24 protein-coding genes are annotated in these 23906 nt (G+C 62.3%); 14 read left to right on the top strand and 10 right to left on the bottom strand.

Annotation, left to right across the window (positions count from 1 at the left end):
• The first annotated feature begins 16 nt into the window (after window positions 1-16).
• The 7 genes from AC27VQ_RS09250 to AC27VQ_RS09280 all read left to right on the top strand — a co-directional run bounded on the left by AC27VQ_RS09250 (window position 17) and on the right by AC27VQ_RS09280 (window position 9284).
• Window positions 17-391 (top strand): c-type cytochrome, encoded by a 375-nt coding sequence (locus AC27VQ_RS09250; RefSeq protein WP_488716053.1) that lies wholly within the window; start codon window positions 17-19, stop codon window positions 389-391.
• 163 nt (window positions 392-554) lie between these two features.
• Window positions 555-1643, top strand: a complete 1089-nt coding sequence (locus AC27VQ_RS09255; protein ID WP_313529148.1) for a hypothetical protein — start codon at window positions 555-557, stop codon at window positions 1641-1643.
• Between the two features lie 52 nt (window positions 1644-1695).
• Window positions 1696-2844, top strand: a complete 1149-nt coding sequence (locus AC27VQ_RS09260; RefSeq protein WP_313529151.1) for a hypothetical protein — start codon at window positions 1696-1698, stop codon at window positions 2842-2844.
• Between the two features lie 164 nt (window positions 2845-3008).
• Window positions 3009-4919: an AAA family ATPase gene (locus AC27VQ_RS09265; protein ID WP_488716054.1), complete on the top strand. Its 1911-nt coding sequence runs from the start codon at window positions 3009-3011 to the stop codon at window positions 4917-4919.
• 10 nt (window positions 4920-4929) lie between these two features.
• Window positions 4930-6231 carry a DUF6638 family protein gene (locus AC27VQ_RS09270; protein WP_488716055.1) on the top strand — a complete coding sequence of 434 codons (1302 nt, stop codon included), beginning with the start codon at window positions 4930-4932 and terminating at the stop codon, window positions 6229-6231.
• Window positions 6224-7381 (top strand): DUF2333 family protein, encoded by a 1158-nt coding sequence (locus AC27VQ_RS09275; RefSeq protein WP_488716056.1) that lies wholly within the window; start codon window positions 6224-6226, stop codon window positions 7379-7381. The genes AC27VQ_RS09270 and AC27VQ_RS09275 overlap by 8 nt, the downstream gene beginning before the upstream one ends.
• A gap of 223 nt (window positions 7382-7604) precedes the next feature.
• Window positions 7605-9284: a formate--tetrahydrofolate ligase gene (locus AC27VQ_RS09280; RefSeq protein WP_488716057.1), complete on the top strand. Its 1680-nt coding sequence runs from the start codon at window positions 7605-7607 to the stop codon at window positions 9282-9284.
• 33 nt (window positions 9285-9317) lie between these two features.
• Here AC27VQ_RS09280 and AC27VQ_RS09285 read toward each other — a convergent pair whose 3' ends face one another.
• The 3 genes from AC27VQ_RS09285 to AC27VQ_RS09295 all read right to left on the bottom strand — a co-directional run bounded on the left by AC27VQ_RS09285 (window position 9318) and on the right by AC27VQ_RS09295 (window position 11082).
• Window positions 9318-9824, bottom strand: a complete 507-nt coding sequence (locus tag AC27VQ_RS09285; protein WP_488716058.1) for a DUF1993 domain-containing protein — start codon at window positions 9822-9824, stop codon at window positions 9318-9320.
• A 64-nt stretch (window positions 9825-9888) separates the two neighbouring features.
• The gene (locus AC27VQ_RS09290; RefSeq protein ID WP_488716059.1) at window positions 9889-10623 is read right to left on the bottom strand and encodes an extensin-like domain-containing protein; all 735 of its coding nucleotides are present in this window, start codon (window positions 10621-10623) and stop codon (window positions 9889-9891) included.
• Between the two features lie 150 nt (window positions 10624-10773).
• The gene (locus AC27VQ_RS09295) at window positions 10774-11082 is read right to left on the bottom strand and encodes a hypothetical protein (protein ID WP_488716060.1); all 309 of its coding nucleotides are present in this window, start codon (window positions 11080-11082) and stop codon (window positions 10774-10776) included.
• A 388-nt stretch (window positions 11083-11470) separates the two neighbouring features.
• On the opposite strand from AC27VQ_RS09295, the gene AC27VQ_RS09300 reads away from it, so the two are divergent.
• The 4 genes from AC27VQ_RS09300 to AC27VQ_RS09315 all read left to right on the top strand — a co-directional run bounded on the left by AC27VQ_RS09300 (window position 11471) and on the right by AC27VQ_RS09315 (window position 15891).
• On the top strand, window positions 11471-13660 hold the full coding sequence (locus AC27VQ_RS09300; protein WP_421591972.1) for an anthranilate synthase: 2190 nt from the start codon (window positions 11471-11473) through the stop codon (window positions 13658-13660).
• A gap of 131 nt (window positions 13661-13791) precedes the next feature.
• A complete protein-coding gene (locus tag AC27VQ_RS09305) occupies window positions 13792-14709 on the top strand; it encodes a cation diffusion facilitator family transporter (RefSeq protein WP_488716061.1) in 918 nt (305 codons plus the stop codon).
• Window positions 14706-15170, top strand: coding sequence for a preQ(1) synthase (queF, locus tag AC27VQ_RS09310; protein WP_488716062.1), 465 nt, complete (start codon window positions 14706-14708; stop codon window positions 15168-15170). Before AC27VQ_RS09305 ends, queF begins: the two co-directional genes overlap by 4 nt.
• Window positions 15171-15312: 142 nt before the next feature.
• Window positions 15313-15891 carry an ATP-dependent Clp protease proteolytic subunit gene (locus AC27VQ_RS09315; protein WP_313529176.1) on the top strand — a complete coding sequence of 193 codons (579 nt, stop codon included), beginning with the start codon at window positions 15313-15315 and terminating at the stop codon, window positions 15889-15891.
• Between the two features lie 52 nt (window positions 15892-15943).
• Here the strand turns inward: AC27VQ_RS09315 and AC27VQ_RS09320 are convergent, their stop codons facing one another.
• Window positions 15944-16138 (bottom strand): hypothetical protein, encoded by a 195-nt coding sequence (locus AC27VQ_RS09320; RefSeq protein WP_488716063.1) that lies wholly within the window; start codon window positions 16136-16138, stop codon window positions 15944-15946.
• Here AC27VQ_RS09320 and AC27VQ_RS09325 point away from each other — a divergent pair.
• The gene (locus AC27VQ_RS09325) at window positions 16137-16394 is read left to right on the top strand and encodes a hypothetical protein (protein ID WP_488716064.1); all 258 of its coding nucleotides are present in this window, start codon (window positions 16137-16139) and stop codon (window positions 16392-16394) included. The two genes, AC27VQ_RS09320 and AC27VQ_RS09325, sit on opposite strands and share 2 nt — an antisense overlap.
• 136 nt (window positions 16395-16530) lie before the next feature.
• On the top strand, window positions 16531-18240 hold the full coding sequence (gene leuA, locus AC27VQ_RS09330) for a 2-isopropylmalate synthase (protein ID WP_488716065.1): 1710 nt from the start codon (window positions 16531-16533) through the stop codon (window positions 18238-18240).
• A gap of 73 nt (window positions 18241-18313) precedes the next feature.
• Here the strand turns inward: leuA and AC27VQ_RS09335 are convergent, their stop codons facing one another.
• From AC27VQ_RS09335 to AC27VQ_RS09355, 5 genes are all read right to left on the bottom strand, one after another.
• Window positions 18314-18880 carry a hypothetical protein gene (locus AC27VQ_RS09335; RefSeq protein WP_488716066.1) on the bottom strand — a complete coding sequence of 189 codons (567 nt, stop codon included), beginning with the start codon at window positions 18878-18880 and terminating at the stop codon, window positions 18314-18316.
• Window positions 18881-19078: 198 nt separating this feature from the next.
• The gene (locus AC27VQ_RS09340) at window positions 19079-19927 is read right to left on the bottom strand and encodes an anti-sigma factor family protein (RefSeq protein WP_488716067.1); all 849 of its coding nucleotides are present in this window, start codon (window positions 19925-19927) and stop codon (window positions 19079-19081) included.
• A 2-nt stretch (window positions 19928-19929) separates the two neighbouring features.
• A complete protein-coding gene (locus tag AC27VQ_RS09345; RefSeq protein ID WP_313529193.1) occupies window positions 19930-20448 on the bottom strand; it encodes an RNA polymerase sigma factor in 519 nt (172 codons plus the stop codon).
• 193 nt (window positions 20449-20641) lie between these two features.
• Window positions 20642-21277, bottom strand: coding sequence for a tetratricopeptide repeat protein (locus AC27VQ_RS09350; protein ID WP_488716068.1), 636 nt, complete (start codon window positions 21275-21277; stop codon window positions 20642-20644).
• A gap of 116 nt (window positions 21278-21393) precedes the next feature.
• The gene (locus AC27VQ_RS09355; RefSeq protein WP_488716069.1) at window positions 21394-22296 is read right to left on the bottom strand and encodes a metallophosphoesterase family protein; all 903 of its coding nucleotides are present in this window, start codon (window positions 22294-22296) and stop codon (window positions 21394-21396) included.
• 113 nt (window positions 22297-22409) lie between these two features.
• On the opposite strand from AC27VQ_RS09355, the gene AC27VQ_RS09360 reads away from it, so the two are divergent.
• A complete protein-coding gene (locus tag AC27VQ_RS09360) occupies window positions 22410-22913 on the top strand; it encodes an NUDIX domain-containing protein (RefSeq protein WP_488716070.1) in 504 nt (167 codons plus the stop codon).
• 2 nt (window positions 22914-22915) lie between these two features.
• Here AC27VQ_RS09360 and AC27VQ_RS09365 read toward each other — a convergent pair whose 3' ends face one another.
• Window positions 22916-23902, bottom strand: a complete 987-nt coding sequence (locus AC27VQ_RS09365) for a glutathione S-transferase family protein (RefSeq protein WP_488716071.1) — start codon at window positions 23900-23902, stop codon at window positions 22916-22918.
• Between the last annotated feature and the right edge of the window lie 4 nt (window positions 23903-23906).

Consider the following 23906-nt stretch of genomic DNA (forward strand, 5'->3'; position numbering starts at 1 on the left):
GCGAAGGGGACGCGGGATGAAACCGTTTTCGACACTTGCCATCTTCCTCTGTCTTGCCGCCCCGGCTTTCGCCGAGGGCGATGCGGTGGCCGGCAAGGCGGTGTTCAAGAAATGCGCGCCCTGCCATTCCACTGAAAAGGTCAACCGCGTTGGGCCGACGCTGTCGGGCATCATCGGCCGGCCGGTCGCCACCATTGAAGATTACAGCTATTCCCCGGCCATGCGAGCCTTCGGCGAGGACGGCAAGGTGTGGAGCGAGGCGCAGATCGCCGAATATCTGATGTCGCCCAAGGCGATGGTGCCGGGCACGCGCATGACCTTTGCCGGCCTGAAGAAGATCGAGGACATCGCCAACCTCATCGCCTATCTGAAGGCTCCGGCCGGCTACTAGCGATCGGCAGAAAATTTGGCGGCACCATCTTGCGGTGCGCCCGCCGTGTCCCACATGTTCTCGCGGGGCAGGTTCCTATCTGTCTGAATTCGTATAGTGTTGCCGCGATGGAATAAATCGGGCGACGAAGACGTCTGCCGTGGAGAACGTAAGGGGACAAGGCATGGCCACACTTCAGAACTTCGACGCGGAAATCGAAAAGACCCGCAGCGTCGTCAACCAGATGCGCTCCAAGATGGAGCAGTCGAGCACCGTTCTCGACCAGTTCGCCAAGGCGGACACCAAGCTCGGCGACGTCAATTTCGATATCGAGAATGCCCGGATTTCCGACGTCATCAACCAGCAGAAGGTGATGGAGGGCAATATCGCCGATCTCATCATCGGCCTGGAGGATGCGACGAACATCTTCGGCACCGAATTCGAGAGCATGAAGAGCTACACGGGCTACGAAAAGTTCATCGGCATCTTCTCCAAGCAGAAGATGCAGCGCATGCGCACCGACCGCGTGCGCAACATGTCGCTGGCCGGCAACCTGCAGGAACTGCTCTCCAAGTCCGACACGATCGTCGGTATCCTGAAGGAGCAGAAGTCTATCCTCGACCAGCGCTACAAGACCTCCGAGGCAAGCCTCATTCAGGTCATCGAGCGCCGCAAGGGCACGATGACCAACCTCGAAGCGACCCAGAAGCGCATCGAGGAACTGAACCCGCTGCTCATGGACCTCGAAAACCGCATCGCCGCCTCGACCGACCAGAAGAGCCGCACGGATCTCGAAGGCGAGCGCTCGGCGCTGGCGACCGAATACAACATGATGCAGGCGAAGGAGCAGGAGCTTCTGGCCGAAAGCCAGACGCTCGAGCGCTATACCTCGATGTTCCAGACCTTCGTCGATTCGCTCAACAACCAGATCGCCGCGCAGAACACGCTGATCAACAAGCTGACCATCGATACCGAGCAGCGCATCGTGCTCTACAAGGCGCTGGAAGACTCGTTGAAGACAGCAGCCCAGCAGGATGTGGCGCACAAGATCAACACGCTCGGCAGCCAGGTCGATACGGCGGCGGAAGAGACCATGGCTGGCATCGGCTCGGCCTCGCAGCGCCATATCGGCGATCTCCTCGAAATGCACGAGAAGAACATGCTGGCGACGCAGGACATCCAGCGCCGCAAGAAGCTCGCCGACGACGCCTTCGCCCGCCGTTTCCAGGCCGTGATGGACAAGCACAACACCGCGAATTACGTGAAGCAGTGATGGTCCGCATGCCCCATCGTGCGCTTGCCGTTTCTCAACGGGCGCGATGCCCATGAACGCACCGGCAGACAGCGCCGTCGCGCAATATTTCTCGACCATCCGCGCCGCGCTGGGTGGTCTTGAAATCTTTCTGGGTGACCGCAACTCCCCGCTCTACCGCAATTCCGTGGTGGGCGAGGTCGTCATGCCCTATCTCGCCCGGCTGAAGGCCTCTTTCGCCTGCTGGGAGAACCGCATCGGCTTCGTCCAGCAGTTCCGCGTCTCTCGCGCCGAAAGCGGTTTTCCGATATTCCAGAACGTGCTGGAACTGGAAAACGACCGGCAGAGCGCCGAAAAGCGCCTTGCGGCCATGCCGAATGCCGATCAGCTGCGCGGCGAGATGGCGGATTTCATTCTGCGCCAGAAGGCCTTTCCGGGCGATCTCCAGGCCCGTATGGCCGAGCGGCTCTATCTGGAGCAGATCGGCAAGGGCGATATTTTCTCGCCCTTCGTGCTGCCGGAGACGATCCGCGTCGCGGTCAATCCGAAGACTATGCGGCCCTACTACATCGTCTGCTGGGGCGCCTTCGACGGCACCGCGACGCTGCCGATGATCTATATGGCGACCATCGAGGATTCGAGCGACAATGTCGTGAAGATGCTGGTCGGGCAGGATGGCAAGCTCAATCCAGAGGTGGATATTCCGCTACCGGTCGGCGGCCTGCTCAATCCCGAACTTGCCAGCCGTTTCGACGATTTCACGCTGAAGAACAGCGCCTATTCGTTGACGCCGGTGACGATCGCCACCAATCTCGACAAGGATTTTCCGACGCTGCACCCCAAGCAGCTGCGCCGCATCGTGCTCGGCCCGTTCTATTCGGCGGGCATCACCGAGAACAACGAGCGCGTCAACGAAATCCTCTCCAAGGTGCGCAAGCCGGAAAACGCCTGGCTGCTCACCTGGACGGTGCAGGAGGTCTTCTCCAAGGCCGAGCGCCCGGCGCAGAAGGGTTTTTGGAGTTCGACGCCCGCGCAGGAAGAATTCCACATCGAGACCGACGATCTCGAAGCCACCCGCATGGGCGTCAGCGCCTATGAGAAACATGCGCTGGTGCCGCATGATGCCTATCAGGCGCTCTACGCCGCCGGCGAGACGCAGGGTATCTTCGGCGCCTACAAAGTGCATGTCATCTCGGGAAACCAGGTCATCAGCGAGGGGTAGGAGTCCTTTTGAAAACGCGGCGGGTCGATCCGCCGGCTCTTTCCGCACTCCGCTGCGTCGCGCTTCTTGCCGATATCTCGAGATATCGGCTGAAAAACGCTCCTAACGGGGCACGAAAATAGCTTGGCGGCCCTCCGCCGCCGAATTTTCAAAAGGACTCTCCCATGAGCCTCAATGCCGGACTGACGACGATCCACGAAGACGACATCGCCAAGCATCAGGCGGCGGCGCAGAGCCTCGTCACCAAGCTCGTCATTCTCGAAAGCGAGGATGGCAAAAGCGGGACGACGCTGGCGGGCACCGGCCGTCGCTTCGTCTCGACGGTTTCGACCGCCGGCACGCGGCGCACGCGCGAGGTGGAACTGGCAAGGACCATCCAGTCCGTGCACGCCGCCGACCCGTTGCTGTCGCCGCAGCAGCATGCCGTGCTGTTCCGCTCGCGCCGCGGGTTGCAGGTGGCACTGGCAGTCTCCGATGTGTTTTCCCGTCAGACCAATCTGGAAGGCCTGCAAGCGCGCAATCTCGCCTCACCGCTTGCCGGTGACGAGGCCAACCAGTTCAAGGCGCTGCTGTCGGCCTCCGCCTATATCGCCGCCTTCACCTTCGCCGCCTATCTCGGCGCGACGCTGCCGGGCGAAGGCGAACCGGTTGAGGATGGCGGGGAGCCCGACTACCTCTTCGACACGCCGCAGGACGCGCTGAAAAGCATGGTCTCCGGGCTCGATCGCACCCTTGCCGGTGCGCCCGACGATGCGGCGCTGGTCAGCCGCGCCCGCGCCTTCTCGCGCGTCGCCATCGAGGGGCTGATTTCCCGCCGCGCCCGGTTCACCGGCCTTGCCGGCTTCGAGAATGCGCATATCCGCATCGAGCAAGATGATTTCACGCTTTCCGGCTTCGATGTCGCACCGGGCCAGAAGCGCAAGCCGCTGGTCATGACCTTCAAGAAGCCGGAAGAGATCATCGGCAACCACATCGCCAAATATCAGGCTATGAAGCTCGCCAAGATGCTGGTCGCCTATGATTTCGAGCGGCAGCTCAACCCCTTCGTCGAGCTCGGCGGCTTTCTCTTCACCTTCATCGGCGACGGCATGCCCGGCACCGGTAAGACGATCCTCATCCAGATGCTGGCCGGCCTCGTCAACGACTACTGCCAGATCGCCGGCTACGCCTTCCACTACGAGAATTTCGGCGTCGACCAGATCTCCTCCTACCAGGGCAAATCCGGCCAGAATTGCAAGGAATTCGTCAATAACGTCATCAATCCCAAGGCGATCGGCTTCGGCACGATCGATGATGTCGATCAGGTTGCCGCCAAGCGCTCCGACGACCGCGCCTCGGCCGGACAGCACGAGGTAACGGCGGTGCTGATGGAAAGCTTTGCCGGTGCCTCCACGGTGATACGCGGCAACTGCACCTTCGGCATGTTCTCCAACTACCCCGAGAACGTGGACGATGCGCTACGCCAGCGCGCCGGCGCCCGCTGGCTGGTGGACGGGCCGCAGACCGAGGACGACTATATCGACATCTTCGCCATGCTGGTCGGCAAGAACCATTCGATCCCGCTCGGCGATCACAAACTGTTCGAGGGACAGGAGATCAAGCGTGCCGTCTCGACCTCCTACGCGCAGCACGCCAAGCCGCAGGAGGATGGCCTTCTTGCCGTCTGGGAAGCGCAGGAAAAGGAGCAAGGCGCGATCCAGTCGCTCGCCGATGTCGGCGCCTATCTGCACCGCATCAAGCTCGCCGAACCGCGCTTCACCGGCCGCGCCATCAAAAACATCACCGACGCGATCAAGATGCGCGCCATGGACGTGGAATTGCCCGACGACTGGTTCGCCAACGCCGGCGCCTTCATGCACAAGAGCTACGACGAAAAGAAGGCGATGATCGAGGAACTGCGCGGCCCGATCTCGATGGAGATGGTGTTGCAGGAGATCAACCGCTACGCCGACTCGGAATTCCGCTACACCGACAAATCCGACGATGCCGCCGTCTCCGACATCATCCGCCGCGAACGCCAGCGCGAGAAGGCGATCCGCGAGATGGAGACGATAAAGGCCGAGGGACGGTGGTGAGAAACGACGCATGAAACGCCTCCTCGAAGCCGAACTGATCTATGGCCGGCTCTTGCCGGTGGATGAGCCGCATCTGGTCGAGCGCTATAACAAGGCGCTTGACGGGTTCGGCATGCGCCGCACGGCGCTCGCCAGCTTCCGCATCGACATGACGGGTTTTTCGCCCGAGATCGCCGACGAGCTTGGCGACCGGGACTATCTCGATCCGAACCGCGTCAACCGTCGCTTCATCATCATGACGCCGGAGCAGGTGAACCTGCCGGTGGTGCATACGAGCTTTTCCAACACTGCCGCCCTGATGCACGAGTTTTTCTCGGCCAATGCGCGGGCGATCAATGCGATCACCATCCGCGATGCGCTCTATGGCGAGATCGAGGACTCGGTCTCCATCGTCAACGACATCGACGACCTCCTATCGATCAACGAGGTGCGTTTCAAGGTGCTCTCGGCCGAGGACATGCTCGGCAAGGCGGCGGAGCTGCGCGGGCTGGTCGACCGGCTGAAGACGGTGCCGAATGCCTGGTCTGATGACGCGATGCTGAACCGCATGGTGGATCTCGCAAAGCAGACCGGCGATATCCGCCTGAATGCGCTGGTGCCGGACCAGCTGGTGTTTCGCCACGATGCCTTCTGGGCAAATCATTTCGGCGGCGTCTATGTCTTCCTCGACGACAAGACGACGACCGTCATCTGCGATCCGAGCGTGCCGGGCTTTCGCCGCTCGCGGCCCTGGCAGGTCAGCTATATCGCGCTCGACGATCCCAAGCGCATCTTCGATTTTCTCGCCTCGACCAAGCGGCTTGAACTGCCGCGCGCCTCCTGGGTCGAGCCGTCGGGCCTTTTCCAGCACCGCGCCGAGATGACGGTGGTCAATCTCGTCAACCAGAGCGATCCGACCACGGATATCGAGAAAGCCGACCGGATCTGGCTGCAGACCTGGATGCACCGCAATGCCGATCTCGTCGCACGTGACGGAACCTACCCCTTCCTGCAGGAGGCGATCCGCACCGTGGCGTCGACCGGTGAGATCAAGGTGGGCGAGGTCGCTCCCGACCGGCGGTTCCAGCTGGTGCGCGCAGCCCCCGATCATCCGGACCAATGGCTGGTCAACCGCCTGATTTCACAGATGGTTCCCTATGACTTCGTGTCCCGCTTCGTCTTCGACAAGCAGGGGTTTTACGCGGCCTACGAGCACTATAGCGAAAAGTTCCGCGAATATGTTGTGGCGACGTTGACGCGGACCTATCTGCAAGACAAGGCTGCTTTCCGCAGGAAACTGTTCGGCATCAGAGAGGACGACGCCAATGCTTGACCCGATCGTCGCGTTTTTCCAACGCATCTTCGCGGCCATCGGCCGGGGCATCGGCCTCGTGATCGCCTGGATTCTCTGGCCGTTCATCACGGCGGCGAACTGGTACAAGGCGCGCAGCTGGATCATCAAGGGACCGATCGGCATCGGCCTTGTCCTGCTCTTCGCCTTCTATGCCTATTTCATCTGGCAGACGCAGGTCTGGAGCGGCTTCAACCCCGATTACATCAACAGCTACAATCTCGCCCAGCGTAAGCAGGATGCCGGCATTGCCACATCTGGCGGAGCCGCAACCGCGACCACGCCAGCGGCTGGGGAGGTTGTCGAGCCGGAGCCGAAGACCTGCGTGCGCTCGGCGATCGTCGACGTGACGGCCGATCTCATCGATTTCAACGTGAACCAGAACGCCTGGATTTCCTCCATGCTGCTCTACAAGCTCGGTTTCTTTGGAATGGATTGGGAAGACACGCCCTGGATGGACAACAAGGCCGCCTTCCAGCGCGGCGTGAACCAGACGATCCGCCGCACCGCCGTGGAGCTCGTCGATGCGCTCGGCCGCGTGCGTGGCACGTCCGGCATCAATTCTGACCTGCAGCGCGCCCGCGGCAACATGCAGTTCGATGAGGAGACCTGGTATTTCGGCTCGGATTCGCTGCTGCCGAAGACGCCGACGCCGAACTACTATCGCACGGCGATGGCGGACCTGCGCAAGTTCAACACCGCGCTCGAATCCTGCGAGGCGATCTTCGACGGCCGCTCGGACAACCTGATCGAATTCCTCGACCGTATCTCCAACGATATCGGCTCCACCTCCGCCATCATCCGCGAGCGCTCGGAATTCCACAATGGCGGCTGGTTCGACACGCGGGCGGATGATCGCTTCTGGTTCGCCTATGGTCAGCTCTATGGGTATTACGGCATCCTGTCAGCCGCCGGTGCTGATTTCGATGCCGTCATCAAGGCGCGCGGCATCGAGCCGCTCTGGACGGAAAGCATCAAGCAGCTGCGCTCCGCGCTGAAAATCCAGCCGGCGATCATCTCGAATGGTCGCGAGGACGGCTGGATCATGCCGACGCATCTGGCCACGATGGGTTTCTATATCCTGCGCGTGCGCTCCAATCTCGTGGAAATGCGCGACGTGCTGGCGCGCTGATCGAGCAGCACTTTCAAGGCGGCGCGTATCTTGGGATACGCGCCGTTTTCGTTTCGGGCGCAAATTAATCGGCAAATGTCGCTTCTGATGTATCGGGCGGCAAATTACGACGTGGCGTTGCGGGCCGCTTCACGCTGAAATGGCGCTGCAAGACAAGAAAGCGCCGCCTTCGGGAGAGGAGCCCGACTGCGGTAGAAAAGCGCTGAAGAGGGAGCGACACCGCATGGCCGATGTGAAGTCCGATATCGAAATCGCCCGCGCCGCCAAGAAGAAACCGATCCTGGAGATCGGCGCCAAACTCGGCATTCCCGCCGAACACCTGTTGCCCTATGGCCATGACAAGGCGAAGATCAGCGCCGAATTCATCGCTGAACAGACGGGCAAGAAGAACGGTAAGCTGATCCTCGTCACCGCGATCAACCCGACGCCGGCCGGCGAGGGCAAGACGACCACCACGGTCGGTCTCGGCGACGGCCTCAACCGCATCGGCAAGAAGGCCATCACCTGTATCCGCGAGGCGTCGCTCGGGCCGTGTTTCGGCGTGAAGGGTGGGGCGGCCGGCGGCGGTTATGCGCAGGTCGTGCCGATGGAGGACATGAACCTCCATTTCACCGGCGACTTCCATGCCATCACCTCGGCGCATAACCTGCTCTCGGCACTGATCGACAATCACATCTACTGGGGCAACGAGCAGAACATCGATATCAGGCGCATCGCCTGGCGGCGCGTCATGGACATGAACGACCGGGCGCTTCGCCACATCGTCGCCTCGCTCGGCGGGGTCGCCAACGGCTATCCGCGAGAGACGGGTTTCGATATCACTGTTGCCTCGGAGGTAATGGCGATCCTCTGTCTTTCGACGGATCTGAAGGACCTCGAAAAGCGGCTCGGCAACATCATCATCGGCTATCGCCGCGACAAGTCGCCGGTCTTTGCCCGCGATATCAAGGCGGATGGTGCGATGACGGTTCTGTTGAAGGACGCCATGCAGCCGAACCTCGTGCAGACGCTGGAGAACAATCCCGCCTTCGTGCATGGCGGTCCTTTCGCCAACATCGCCCATGGCTGCAATTCGGTGATCGCTACCACGACTGCGCTGAAACTTGCCGATTACGTGGTGACGGAAGCCGGCTTCGGTGCGGATCTCGGCGCGGAAAAGTTCTTCGATATCAAGTGCCGCAAAGCGGGGCTGAAGCCGGATGCGGCCGTCATCGTCGCCACTGTGCGCGCCATGAAGATGAACGGCGGCGTCAAGAAGGACGAGCTCGGCAAGGAGAATGTCGAGGCGGTGAAGAAGGGCTGCGCCAATCTCGGCCGCCATGTGCAGAACGTCAAGAAGTTCGGCGTGCCCGTCGTCGTCGCCATCAACCACTTCACGTCCGACACGGAGCGTGAAATCCAGGCGGTGAAGGATTTTGTCGCCACGCTCGGCGCCGAGGCGATCCTCTGCAAACATTGGGCCGAGGGCTCCGCCGGCATCGAGGATCTCGCCCGCCGGATCGTCGAGCTTGCCGAATCCGGCCTGTCGCAGTTCTCGCCGCTCTATCCGGATGAGATGCCGCTGTTCCAGAAGATCGAGACGATCGCCAAGGACATCTACCACGCTGGCGAGGTCATCGCCGACAAGTCGGTGCGCGACCAGCTGCGTGTCTGGGAGGAGCAGGGTTACGGCAACCTGCCGGTCTGCATGGCCAAGACGCAATATTCCTTCTCGACCGACCCGAACCTGCGTGGCGCGCCGTCTGGCCATACGGTGCCGGTGCGCGAAGTCCGGCTATCGGCCGGCGCCGGCTTCGTCGTCGTCATTACCGGGGAGATCATGACCATGCCCGGCTTGCCGAAGGTGCCGTCGTCGGAGAAGATTTTTCTCAACGAGCAGGGCTATATCGAGGGGCTGTTCTGAGAAAAAAAGGGGCGCTTTGGCGCCCCTTCTATCTTACGCCCGGCCCAGAAAATCCAGCTTGCCAACGGCGACGCCGTTGTGCCGCAGGATGGCGTAGGCCATGCTCAAGTGGAAATAGAAGTTCGGCAGGACGAAGGTGAGGATGTAGTCCTTGCCGGAGGAGCTGAGCTCGCCGCCGCGCGTCTTCAGCGTGACGGTGCGTTCGGCAGCACCCTCGAAGGCGCTTTCCTGGACCGAGGCAAGGTAATCCGTCGTCTTGGCGATGCGGGCGCGCAGGTCGGCCAGCGTCACCTCGTCATCGGGAAAGCTCGGCCCTTCCGTGCCGGTGAGGCGGGCGGCGGCCCCCTTGGCGGTGTCGCTGAGGCGCTGGATCTGGCCGGCAAGCGAGAGCATGTCAGGCGCGAGGCGCGCATTGACGAGGATTTCCGGCTTGATCTTTTTCTCCTCGGCAAAGGCCTCGGCCTTGTCGAGCAGTTTGGCGAGCACGGTAAAACCGCGCTGCAGGGTGGGGATGGTGAGTTCGTAGGCGGAAATCGACATGGAGGGGTCCTTTGAAGGATGAAGCGGCGAATGCCGCGCTACAGATAGGAAGCGGTGCGCCAGCTTACCAGCAGTAGCGATAGCCGCCGCGCCGTTCCTTCACGTCGAGATGCAGATGATTCTGGTGGGCGGCGTCGCTGCCGGGATCGAGCACCGTCGTGAAATAGAGGCAGGCGGCTTCGGTGATGGCACGCTGGAAGGCGCCCTCCAGCGTCGGCTCCTTGTCGGCAGGGCGGATCGTGATCGTCTTGCCGCTCTTCAGGGTGAAGCCGGCAATATCGAGCGCGTTGCCGAAGGCATGCTCGGAAATCTTGCCTTCTTCCGCGCCATTGCGGTTCTTGCAGACATAGGCGGAGGCCTGGGAGAGCACCGTGATCGTCTCACCGGGCATCGCAGCTTCCAGCGAGGGCTTGACCGATCCATCCAGCCAGCGGGCGACCTGCAAGGCTGTCTCGCAGCGCACCGTCGCTTCCGGCTCCACCGTCACGTCACCGGGAAGCCCCTTGAGCAGAACCGGCTTGTCGATGCCGCAGGCCGCACCGTCGTTGACAACGGGCGCCTCCTCGAAGGTCACGCCGAGGGCTTTCAGTTCCGCCCGGCAGGCTGCCTCCGCCTTGGCGTCCTCATGCGGGCGTTGCGCTGCCTTCTCAGCCTCCGTCTTGGCCTTCTTTTCCGCTTCCGCCTTGGTGTCGTCCTGCGCCTTGCGCTCCGCGTCCTCTTTCACCGAGGCGTCCGGCGCTGTCTCGGCATCCTTGTTCGCTTTGTCCTCGGCCTTCTGCTCGGGGCGGGATACGGGCATGGGACCGTCCTTCGGCAGGTCGGCGGCACTGGCGAGAAGGGGAATGGCGAGGATAAGGAGGAGGGTGCGGCGGTGTGCGATGGGTCGGTCTCCCGGCTGACGAGGTCAGCGGGGAAACGCCGTACGGCCAAATTGGTTGCCGCCAGGCTGCTAGATGCCGGCGCCGTGTACGATTTCCATCGGCAGATCGCAGCGGGTCGCCCCTTCTTCCACGATGGTGCGAACCTTCTCGATGAGGTGAATATTGTCGCCCGCATCGTTGTCGCCGATGAGGTCGAGAAAGAAGCCGGCCAGGGTGCGCGCTTCTTCCGCTGTCTGCGGCTCATGCTGGTAGATCGCATCGAAGACATGCGCGATCTGACCGTCGAGCCGCTTGAACTCGGGGGTTTCGTAGTCTTCCAATGTGCCCGCGAGCTGGCGCTGCATCTCGCGGAATTCTTCGACCATGACGGCGACCATGGGTATTTGCCTTGATTCTAATGTTCCAAGCCGCGGGGATTAGCACGTGCTCATGCATTGGGCAAATCTCCGGACATGGCGAATTTCGCGAGCTTGACAATTTGTTGCGCGTTGATCTCGCTGTGCGCAGGATTGACAAAGATTGAGGCGCTGCCGTTGCAATTTCCCGCAAGATTGTCCGTTCCTGCAATCGCTCTTGCGTGCTCGCGCACTTCACGCTAACACTTCCGGCGATGGAAAAGATGATCAACATTGCTGGTTGGTGGTGGGCTCGCTGAGGCGGCCTTGACCAGTCATGCGTGATTGAGACGACAAGCCGCCCGGAAGTTTCGAGGCGGCTTTTTTGTTTTCGGCCGCCTTGAAACCGGGCCTGAAACGGAGTTGGGGAATGGCGACGAGAATACTGGAAGACGGCGGCGAGGCCTACGAAACCAAGGGCGGCGTGACCGTCACCCGCCGCCGCCGTGCGGCGGATTATGCAAACGCGATCTCGGCCTATGTCGACAAGCTCGACGAGCGGCGCGGCGCGGTCTTCTCCTCGAACTACGAGTATCCGGGCCGCTATACGCGCTGGGACACCGCCGTCGTCGATCCGCCGCTCGCCATCTCCTCCTTCGGCCGCTCCGTCTGGATCGAAGCCTATAATGCCCGCGGCGAGGTTTTGCTGGCCTTCATCGCCGAGCGACTTGCTTCGGTATCGGAATTGAAGCTCGGCGCGCGCACCTCCACCCGACTCGATCTCGATGTGAAGCTGCCCGACCGGGTCTTCACCGAGGAAGAGCGTTCCAAGATGCCGACGGTCTTCACCGTGCTGCGCGCCGTGACGGACCTCTTCCATTCCGATCAGGATGCCAGCCTCGGCCTCTACGGCGCCTTCGGCTACGATCTCGCCTTCCAGTTCGACGCGATCGAACTGAAGCTGAAGCGGCCGGACGACCAGCGCGACATGGTGCTCTTCCTGCCGGATGAAATCCTCGTCGTCGACCACTATGCCGCCAAGGCCTGGATCGACCGTTATGACTTTGCCAGGGACGGTCTTTCGACGGAAGGCAAGGGCGAGACGATCGCGTCCGAACCGTTCCAGACCGTCGACGTCATCCCGCCACATGGCGATCACCGCCCCGGCGAATATGCCGAGCTGGTGGTCAAGGCCAAGGAAAGTTTCCGTCGTGGCGACCTCTTTGAAGTTGTGCCCGGCCAGAAATTCTTCGAGCGCTGCGAAAGTAAGCCGTCGGAAATCTCGCGCCGTCTCAAGGCCATCAACCCGTCGCCCTATTCGTTCTTCATCAATCTCGGCAACCAGGAATATCTCGTCGGGGCATCGCCGGAAATGTTCGTGCGCGTGTCGGGCCGCCGCATCGAGACCTGCCCGATCTCCGGCACGATCAAGCGTGGCGACGATCCGATCGCCGACTCGGAGCAGATCCTGAAGCTGCTGAACTCGAAGAAGGACGAATCCGAGCTTACCATGTGCTCGGACGTTGACCGCAACGACAAGAGCCGCGTCTGCGAGCCGGGGTCGGTGAAGGTCATCGGCCGCCGGCAGATCGAGATGTATTCGCGCCTCATCCACACGGTCGACCATATCGAAGGCCGTCTTCGCGACGATATGGATGCCTTCGACGGCTTCCTGTCGCATGCTTGGGCCGTCACCGTCACCGGCGCGCCGAAGCTTTGGGCCATGCGCTTCATCGAGGCGCATGAGAAGAGCCCGCGAGCATGGTATGGTGGCGCGATCGGCATGGTCGGCTTCAACGGCGACATGAACACGGGGCTGACGCTACGTACCATCCGCATCAAGGACGGCATCGCCGAGGTGCGCGCCGGCGCGACCCTGCTTTACGATTCCAACCCGGATGAAGAAGAAGCCGAAACCGAACTGAAGGCCTCCGCCATGATCGCAGCCATCCGCGACGCCAAGTCGGGCAATTCCTCCAAGGTCCAGCGCGACGTCGCGTCGGTCGGCGCTGGCGTCAAGATCCTGCTCGTCGATCACGAGGACAGTTTCGTCCACACGCTCGCGAACTATTTCCGCCAGACCGGTGCGGACGTGACCACCGTGCGCACGCCCGTGCCGGAGGAGATTTTCGACCGGATCAAGCCCGATCTGGTCGTTCTCTCGCCCGGCCCCGGCAGCCCGAAGGACTTCGACTGCAAGGCGACGATCAAGAAGGCGCGCGCGCGCAACCTGCCGATCTTCGGCGTCTGCCTCGGCCTGCAGGCCCTGGCGGAAGCCTATGGCGGGGATCTGCGCCAGCTCGCGGTTCCCATGCACGGCAAGCCCTCGCGCATCCGCGTGCTGGAGCCCGGCATCGTCTTCTCCGGTCTCGGCAAGGAAGTGACGGTCGGCCGTTACCACTCGATCTTCGCCGATCCCGCGACGCTGCCGCGTGACTTCATCATCACGGCGGAAAGCGAGGACGGCACGATCATGGGCATCGAGCACGCCAGCGAGCCGGTGGCCGCGGTGCAGTTCCATCCCGAATCCATCATGACGCTTGGCCAGGATGCCGGCATGCGCATGATCGAGAACGTGGTGGCGCACCTCTCCAAAAAAGCCAAGGTAAAAGCCGCCTGAGGCTTTGACAAAACGGCCGAACTGGCCGATAGGGACCCCAAGAGAAAACCGCGTGCACGTCCCCGTGCGCGCGGTTTTGCGTTGATGGGCCAGGCTTTTTGCAACTCGTTTGCATGCGCATGGAGAGTTTTATGGAAAAGACGGATAGCAGCACGGTCAAGCGGCTGGCGCTTTGGGGCATTCCCTTGTCATTGGGCGTGATGGGGCTGAAGCTCGTCGCCTGGTGGGTGACGGGCTCGGTGGCGCTTCTGTCCGACGGCATGGAATCGAGCGTCAACGTGGTCGCGGCCATCGTTGCCTTCGCGGCGATCAGCTATGCGGCCAAGCCGGCCGACACGACCCATCCCTTCGGCCATCATAAGGCGGAATACCTCTCGGCGGTTCTCGAGGGAGTGCTCATCGTCGTGGCGGCGCTGCTCATCGTGAAAGAGGCCCTGCCGGCCGTCTTCGCCCCGACGCCGATGGAAGCGCCGGTGCTCGGCCTTGCGATCAACTTCCTGGCCGGCGCCATCAATGCGCTCTGGGCCTATGTGCTGATCCGCGCCGGCCGCCGTTACCGCTCGCCGGCCTTGTCGGCGGATGGGCAGCACATCCTCTCCGACGTCGTCACTTCGGCTGGCGTGCTCGTCGGCCTCGTGCTGGCCATCCTGACGGGGTATGCGGTGCTCGACCCCTTGCTGGCCGTGCTCGTTGCGCTCAACATCCTCTATCAGGGCTGGAAGGTCATCACCCATTCGGTCGATGGCCTGATGGACCACGCGGTGGAGCCGGAGGAGGCGGAGGCCATCAAGGCCGCTATCGCCGCCCATGGCTCGGGCTCGCTCGGCGTGCATGATCTGAAGACCCGGCGGGCGGGATCGGCCACCTTCGTCGATTTCCACCTCGTCGTGCCGGCGGCGATGCCGGTCGGGCAGGCGCACGAGATCTGCGACCGACTGGAGGAGGCGATCGTCGCCGTGCAGCCCGGCGCGCAGATCGCCATCCATGTCGAGCCGGAAACCGAAAAGGCGCATGGTATCAAGGTCAAGATCGAAAGGATCCCACGATGAGCAAGACGGACGTTTCAGGCCTGTCCCAATTGGGGCAGAAGGTCGATCTTCCCGCAGATCCGGATACGGCCATGCTGGAGCGCGTGCCGAGCAGCCATGCGGGCACGGATTTCGTGGTGCGCTTCACGGCGCCGGAATTCACCTCGCTCTGCCCGATGACGGGTCAGCCGGATTTCGCGCATCTCGTCATCGACTACGTTCCGAACGGCTGGCTGGTCGAATCGAAGTCGCTAAAACTCTACCTGCATTCCTTCCGCAACCATGGCGCCTTCCACGAGGATTGCACCATCGACATCGCCAAGCGGCTCGTCGACCTCCTGGAGCCGAAATGGCTGCGCATCGGCGCCTACTGGTATCCGCGCGGCGGCATCCCGATCGATGTGTTCTGGCAGACGGGAGCAGCACCCGAGGGGGCATGGATCCCCGAGCAGGGCGTGCAGCCCTATCGCGGCCGCGGCTGACCAGTGCCATTTACCCTGTTTTCCGGTCATGCCGGCAGGCTCTATCGCCCTCTATCGGTTTTGTTGCATTGTCTTGGCCAGTGAGTCGCATTATCTGACACAGCGACCAAGACTATTCTGACGACAAATCCGGAGACTTTGGATGAGCGACGAGGACGACAAGAAGACGGAACTGCCCCTGGGCAAGGAAACGGAGGCGAACCTTTTCAAGTCGCGTTCGATCTTCATCTATGGGCCGATCAACCAGGAACTGGCGCAGAAGGTCTGCTCGCAGCTCGTGGCGCTTGCCGCCGCCAGCGACGAAGACATCCGCATCTACGTCAATTCGCCGGGCGGTCATGTCGAATCGGGTGATTCGATCCATGACATGATCAAGTTCATCAAGCCGAAGGTCTGGATGATCGGTACGGGCTGGGTCGCCTCCGCCGGTGCGCTGATCTATGTCGCCGCGCCCAAGGAGCAGCGCCTTTGCCTGCCCAACACCCGCTTCCTGCTGCATCAACCGTCGGGCGGCACCCGCGGCATGGCATCGGACATCGAGATTCAGGCCCGTGAAATCATCAAGATGAACGAGCGCCTGAACAGGATTTTCGCCGACGCCACCGGCCAGCCGATCGAGAAGATCGCCAAGGACACGGACCGCGACTACTGGCTCTCCGCCGAGGAAGCCAAGGGCTACGGCCTCGTCTCGCGTATCGTGACCTCGCAGGCCGATATCTAAGAGCCCGCGTTTTTTCTTAATGCAGAACCCTCCGCCTCTGGCGGAGGGTTTTTTATTGCTTGCGGCTGGAGAACGGATCGCGCGGATCGTTGTTGCCGATCGAGCGCTCGTAGAGGCACTGGATCTTGTAGTCGCTGACGGCGCCGTAGAGGCGGGTGCAATAGGCGTTATCCGCGATCGTCTGGGGCGAGGGCGGCGTCATGCAACCGGCAAGAAGGGCGAGGGGGATGAGGGAAAGATATTTCATGATCGTCTCCCAGATTGTGCGTTTCCACTGTCTGCGTCAATTGTGTCTTTTGATGAACGACGAGCCCGCCGCCAAAGTTTCAGGCAACGGGGTGCTTGCGCTTTCGCCAGGCCGCCGGTATAGACGGCCTATGTTGAAGACCAGCGCACAGATCATCGAACGCGTTTCCCGGGGCAGCACTGCTGTCGCCGAGCGTTCGCGCGGCTTCTCCTCGCTTCTTATTCTCGGCCTTACGCGCGGTTGCCGGGTTCGTTGAGGAGCGCCCGGCGGCCGACAAAGCCCGCCCGGCAATAGCTCCTCGTTTCACCCCCAGTGTATGAATTCCGATGCATTCGCGCTCGTTAGGCGCTATGACGCTTTCGCGAATGCCGGGACGACGAAGAGACGAAGCGATGATTTTGAAGACCCATTCTCCCAAGCAGGGCATGCCCGAGGCTGCCAGCAAGTATCAGGCCTATCCGACCATCAGCATTCCCGACCGCACCTGGCCGGGCAAGGTCATCGACAAGGCGCCGATCTGGTGTTCGGTAGACCTGCGCGACGGCAACCAGTCGCTGATCAATCCGATGGGCCACGACCGCAAGGCCCGCATGTTCCAGCTGTTGCTCGACATGGGCTTCAAGGAAATCGAGATCGGTTTCCCCTCGGCCTCGCAGACCGATTTCGATTTCGCCCGCTGGTGCGTCGAGCAGGGCAATGTGCCGCAGGACGTGTCCTTGCAGGTTCTGGTGCAGTGCCGCCCGGAGCTGATCACCCGCACCTTCGAGGCGCTGGAGGGCGCGCATAACCCGATTATCCATTTCTACAATTCGACGAGCGAATTGCAGCGCCGCGTGGTCTTCGCCAAGGATGTCCACGGCATCAAGCAGATCGCCACCGACGCGGCCAAGATGATCACCGATATGGCCGCCAAGGCCGGCGGCGGCTACCGCTTCGAATATTCGCCGGAAAGCTTTACCGGCACCGAACTGGAGGTGGCGCTGGAAATCTGCAACGCGGTCGTCGAGATCGTGAAGCCGACGGCCGACAACAAGCTGATCCTGAACCTGCCCTCGACCGTCGAGATGGCGACGCCGAACATCTATGCCGACCAGATCGAATGGATGTGCCGCAACATCGACAACCGCGAGAACGTCATCATCTCCCTGCATCCGCATAACGACCGCGGCACCGGCATCGCTGCGACGGAACTGGGCCTGATGGCCGGTGCGGATCGCGTCGAAGGCACGCTGTTCGGCAATGGTGAGCGCACCGGCAATGTCGACGTCGTCACGCTGGCCTTGAACATGTACACGCAGGGCGTCGATCCCAAGCTCGACTGCACGGATATCGAGCGCATCAAGTCGGTCTATGAATATTCCAACGAGATGGCCATTCCGGAGCGCCACCCCTATGTCGGCGAGCTGGTCTACACGGCCTTCTCGGGCTCGCACCAGGATGCCATCAACAAGGGCATGAAGGCCATCAGACAAGCCAACAAGCCGCTGTGGGAAGTGCCCTATCTGCCGATCGACCCGCAGGATGTCGGTCGCTCCTACGAGGCGATCATCCGCATCAACTCGCAGTCCGGCAAGGGCGGCATTGCCTATATCCTGCAGGAAGACTACGGCATCAACCTGCCGCGCAACCTGCAGGTCGAGTTCCGCGACGAGATCCAGCGCATTACGGACGAAGAGGGCGTCGAGCTGCCGGCCAAGCGCATCCATGAGAGCTTCATGGAGCGCTACGTCACGCAGCCGGGCACGCGCCTGCGCTTCGTCGACCACCACACCTATCCGGATGAAAGCGGCCAGAAGGGCTCGCGCATCGTCGCCGCCGAGGTGACCGACGGCGGCGAGACGAAGCGCATCGAGGGCAAGGGCACCGGCCCGATCGACGGCTTCATCAACGCGCTGTCGATCTATCTCGGCATTCCCATGTCGGTTGCCGACTATTCCGAGCATTCGCTCCAGCAGGGCTCGAATGCGGCGGCCATCGCCTATGTCGAGGTGGTCCATCCCGGCGGCAAGCTGTTCGGCGTCGGCATCAACACCAACATCGTGACGGCCTCGCTCGAAGCCATCGTCTCGGCCGCCAACCGCGTGCTCGCAACGCGCGGCTGATAGGTCCGCAAGCCCAAAACAAAAGCCCGGCAGCGTTTGCTTTCGGGCTTTTTCTTTTGGGTTTGCGGAAAGCCTACCCGGCGAAGAGCGCCGTCGCGGTGAGCACGTAAAGCACCGCCACGCCTACAACGATCGTCACCACCCGCTTGCTCTTCGCGAAGGCGGCCGTGAGGAGGAGCGCGTAGTAAATCGCGTTGAGCGTGATCCAGAGCGCGAAGGTCGAGAGCGGCCATGGCGTGGTGACGGCTGAGACCGCCGGCGGAATCTGGGTCATCAGATTGCTGCCCAGCACGCAGAACACCACAACGCGGCGGTGTTCCATGATGTGGTTGTCGAGCGTGTCCTTTTCGGTCGCCTTGGGAAATACCTGGGTGGCGGCGAAGTAGTAGAGCAGGGCGACCACAGCGACCGCATAGGCGATCATGTAGTTGACCTCGGCCATATCGCGATAGGCCCACGCATTCATCCAGAACGTGATGAGATCGACCAGAAGCAGCAGGCCGAAGAGCGGGGCGACGATGCCGATCCTGCGCTGCTGACGCTCGTCATAGGCGCGCGAGAAGCCGGATGCGACCTCGACCACGGCGAGGCCCAGCAGCAGGCCGTAAAAGGCGAACATGAAACCGAAGGCTTCGCTCATACCATTCTCCCCAGTATCAAACCCTCATGGACGATCGCGGCGACGCCCACAAGTGGCGGCTGTGGACGGACACAGCGAAGGACTTGGCCAAAGTTGGGTTGTGATCGGAAGGGAGACGGCAGTGGCGGCCGGCAATACGGAAGGCGCATAGGCGCGGCCGCGGAGCAGCGCCGCCATTTTTTAAGGCACGCCTGCCGCTCAGATACTCGTGGAAACCGCTTCCGCGATGCGCTCGAGATTCGGATCCGCCGACGGGCCGACCACGACATAGGAGGCCTTGCCCTGCTGCCAGGAGACGAGACCGATGTCGTTGCGCATGCTTTCAGCCAGCGTCGTCTTGCCTTCGACCGGGTCGCTCTGCAGGAAACAGATGGCGAAGATTTCGTTCTCGGCATCGCGATAGAGCAACTGGGCCGCCGGCTTGCCGCCCGCGACGAGCAGGCGCGCGCCTTCGAACTTCAAGTTCTGGCCGGAAAGGTCGGGCAGCTTGAAGGGTACGCCGGTGCTGGCCGACAGCCATTCCACGATGTGGTCCTGATCGCTCGCGGGCACTTCCACGAGATGGCGCGTCTGGCGCGCATAGATGCGGTGATAGTCCGCGATGTCATCAAGCCAGGTGCGCGGTGCGGCGGCAATCTGGATCGGGCCGTCGGTGTCCTGCTGCTCGGAAATCAGATAGCCGGCAACGCCGCCCGCCATGAAAATCGCGAGCGACGCGGCAAGCGCTTGCGGCCAGAACGCGCTGTGGCGCGGGGCAGGCGTCGCGGCGACCGGAATGCCGGCGATGCCGAGCTTCGGCGCGTCGTCGTCGCTGCTGCGGGCTTCCTTGATGTTGCGCACGAGATCGAGCGGGATCGGCTCCTGCAACATGCGCTCGAAGGCGCGCGCGCCGAATTCGCTGCCGAGCTTCAGCTTCTCGAAGACCTCGCGCGCATCGTCGTCCTGCGCGAGGATTTCGTCGATTTCGTTCATTTCCGCGCGCGGCAGCTGGCCGTCGAGATAGGCCGATAGCCGCACTTCGATCGGGAGACCCTGTGTGCTTTCCACGGTCAGGCCCTCCTTTCCGTCTGCTCGGAGATCATGGCCGCCAGCCGGATGCGGGCGGCTGAAAGCCGGCTCATCACGGTGCCGATCGGAATGCCGAGAATGTCGGCGGCGTCGCGATAGCTGTGGCCTTCCACATTCACCAGGAGAAAGACGCTGGAAAGGCCCTCGGGCATGGTCATGATCAACTTGTGCAACTGTTTGGCATAGACCGCTTTGTCGGCCGACGCCTCGATGTGAAGAGTATCCTGCTCGGCGACATCTACCGTGCCCTGGCCTGTGCGGACCTTTCGCTTGCGGATCTCGTCCACCCACAGATTGCGTGTCATGGCATAAACCCAGCTTTCCAGCCGGCCTTCCCCGTTCCAGAGATGAGCCCGCGTGATGGCTCTTTCGCAAGCCTCCTGCACGAGATCGTCCGCATCGCTGCTGTTGCGCGTCAGCGTCATGGCAAAACGGCGCAACTTGGGCAGCAGATTGACCAATTCTCGCCGGAACTCATTCGATTCTGCCGTCGGACGCATTGCTTTTCCAAGGAAACGTTCGGGATCAAAACTCTATTCGCTCCCTGAGCCGGAGCGACCGCCTGATATGAAACATTCTTCCTGGGGTCTGCAAGCATGAACGGCATCCCGGAGCGCAGTTTCCCGCGTTCCTCAACGATTGATCTTGATGTGATGGGCGCCGTCCCGTTTTCGGACGGCGCCTGACGGCAGGTCAGTAGGTGGTGCGCTCGCCGCCGAGCGACTGGAGAAGGGCGCGGTAGGCCCAGGTGTTCTCGCCGCCGCGGTCGCGGATTTCGACGAGCTGGACGCGCGCACCCTCGATGTCGCCTTGCTCGATCAGGGCCTGGCCCATATAGGAGCGGGCGAGGATGTAGTTCTCGTCCTTTTGCAGCGCGCGCTTGTAGTAGGTCATGCCGAGCTGCATGTTGCCGAGCTTGCGGGTGTTGTAGCCCATATAGTTGAGGATGCGCGGATCTTCCTGGTTATAGGCGGCGCGCAGCGCCCTGAGCGCATTCTCGTGCTGGCCGGCATAGGCGAATTCGCGGGCGGCCGTGTAGAGCTTGTCGTCGATCTCGCGCTCGGTCTTCTTCTGCTCTTCGGTCTTGGCCTTGTCGTCCGCCGGTGTCGTGCCTTCAGCCGGGGTGGTCTCGGCGGGCTTCATGTCCTCGGGCGCGACGCATTCCTTCTTTTCCTCGTTCCAGATCTTGCCGTCGGTGCAGGTCGTCGTCGTTTCCGTGGCGACCGGCGGCGTGGTGGTGTCGGAATCGGCGGCACGCGCGGCCGAAAGCGCCGTCAGCGAGACGGCGGCGCAGAATGAAAGCAACATGGTGTGGCGGAGCATGGTCATGGGTTCCCTCTCGATCGGAATCTGCCGGACGCGGGCCGTCTCGAACGGCCGGCTTTCGGCAGACCGCTCTGAGAAGGAAGTACGGACGGGCGAGAGGATTTATTCGCGGAAAAGCGTCAGAAACGCGTGGTTTCCGCAAGCGTCAGCGCAAGGCCGTCCGGTGTCAGCGCGTAGCGTTCGCGCATGAGGTTCCAGTTTCCGGGCGCGCCTGCGATCGTGAAGAGATTGTAGCCCGCCGGAGGCTTGTGGCCGCCCGGTCCCTGCGAGGCCGAGGCGATGCCGACCACCGGCACCTGCTTCATCTGGCCGGGAAGCCAGTGCACGGTGTTGAGATGGGTATGGCCATGCAGCACGAGTTCCGCGCCGCCGGTGGAAATCGTCGCGGCGAAGCGGCGGATGCCGATCATGCGCTTGTGGAACGAGGTCGCGCCGCGAATCGGCGGGTGGTGGATCATCACGACGCGGAAGAGCCCGGCTTCACCGGCCGCCCGCAGCAGGTTGACCGTCTCGCGCGCCTGTCGGCTGCCGAAATAGCCCGATGCCGAGAAGGGCGGCGTGGCGACCGCCGTCGAGCAGCCGATGATCGCGACCTGCCCGCGGATGCGCAGATAGGGGAAGACATGCCTGTCTTCTTCCCATTCAGCCGGGGCCGCATCGCCGCGCATATAGGGATACCAGGCCCGCGTCGTCTTCTCATAGGCGCCGCGCACATAGGCGTCGTGATTGCCCGGCACCAACGAGACATGTTCCGGCGTGCCGGCCTCCGGCAGCCACTTCTTGACCGCCGAGATTTCCAGCGAGGTGGCGAGGTTCACGAGATCGCCGGTGATCGCCAGATGGTCCGGATCGCGCCGCTCGATATCGTCGAGCACGATGTCCAGCGTGTTGGTAAAGAGATGGCGTCGGCGGTTGCGGTGCCAGTTGACGAAACCGGTGATCCGCTTGGAGAAAAGCTCAAGAAAGGTGAGGGCGGGCAGCGGACCGAGATGCACGTCCGATATGTGGGCAAGTCTGAACATACCCCCCTCCTTAGAGCATAAGTCCGCCCAGGGAAACGCGAAGCGCGTGGATATTCCCGAAGCTTCGACCTGCAAGACTTGATTTGCCCGAAAGGTTCCGGCGAAGTGCCGGAATGGAACAGGATAGGCCACAATCCGCTTCGCCACCGACCCGCAGCCTTGCGGCGCGTGCCGTGACACGCCTGGCGCATCTCTATTTTTCGCTGACCCGCGGCATGACGATGGGCGTGCGTGCGGCCTGTTTCGACGAGGCGGGCCGGGTCTTCCTCGTGCGCCACAGCTACGTGCCCGGCTGGCACCTGCCGGGCGGCGGGATCGAGCGGGGCGAGACGGCGCCGGAGGCCGTCGCGAAGGAAATCCGGGAGGAGGGCAATCTCGCGCTCGGCGCGCCGCCGCGGCTTCTGCATGTCTATTTCAACAGGCAGACGAGCAAGCGCGATCACGTCCTGCTCTATCGGTGCGATGGCGTTACGCAGACGGCGCCGCGCCTGAAGGATCGCGAAATCGTCGAGGCCGGCTTTTTCACGCTCGATGCCTTGCCGGCGGCCACCACCGCAGCGACCCGCCGGCGGCTGGAGGAAATCGCCGGGCGGGCCGTCTTCGCGGATTTCTGGTAGGCTCAGGCCGCCTTCAGCGTGTCGCGGCCATGCGGTGTTGCCAGACGGATGTCAGGGCCGACGGGCACGATGCCGGTCGGATTGATCATCGTGTGGCTGCGGTAATAGTGCTCCTTGATGTGGCGCATGTTCACCGTCTCGGCGACGCCCTCCACCTGGTAGAGCTCGCGCAGATAGCCGTAGAGGTTGGGATAGTCGGCGATGCGGCGGATGTTGCATTTGAAGTGGCCGACATAGACGGGGTCGAAGCGCACCAGTGTCGTGAAGAGCCGCCAGTCGGCCTCGGTGATCCTGTCGCCGGTGAGGTAGCGCTTCGTCGAAAGCCGGTCTTCCAGGCTGTCCAGCATCTCGAACAGCTTGATGACGCTGCCTTCATAGGCCTCTTGCGTCGTCGCGAAGCCCGCCTTGTAAACGCCGTTGTTGACGGTGTCGTAGATCGTATCGTTCAGCGCATCGATCTCGGCGCGCAGGATTTCCGGGTAATAATCGTCGCGCGAGCCGGTGAGGCCGTCGAAGGCCGCGTTGAACATGCGGATGATCTCGGCCGATTCGTTGGAGACCATGCGGTTCAGTTTCTTGTCCCACAGCACAGGCACGGTCACGCGGCCGGAATAGTGCGGATCGGCCTTCAGATAGACCTCATAAAGAGCTGAAGCACCGAACAGCGGATCGAGCGTGCCGCCGTTCTCGCCCTTGAATTCCCAGCCCTTGGCCAGCATCAGGGGATCGACGACCGAGACGGTGATCAGGTCCTCCAGCTTCTTCAATTTGCGGAAGATCAGCGTGCGGTGCGCCCAGGGACAGGCGAGCGACACATAGAGGTGATAGCGGCCCGCCTCGGCCGCAAAACCGCCTTCGCCGGTCGGGCCGGGCGCGCCATCCGGCGTGATCCAGTTGCGGAACTGCGAGACAGAACGCTTGAAATGACCCTTCGTCTCCTTGGTATCGTACCAGACGTCATGCCAGACGCCGTCAACGAGCATGCCCATGATG

The organism is Shinella sp. 20P9.1.1 (genome assembly GCF_057798995.1).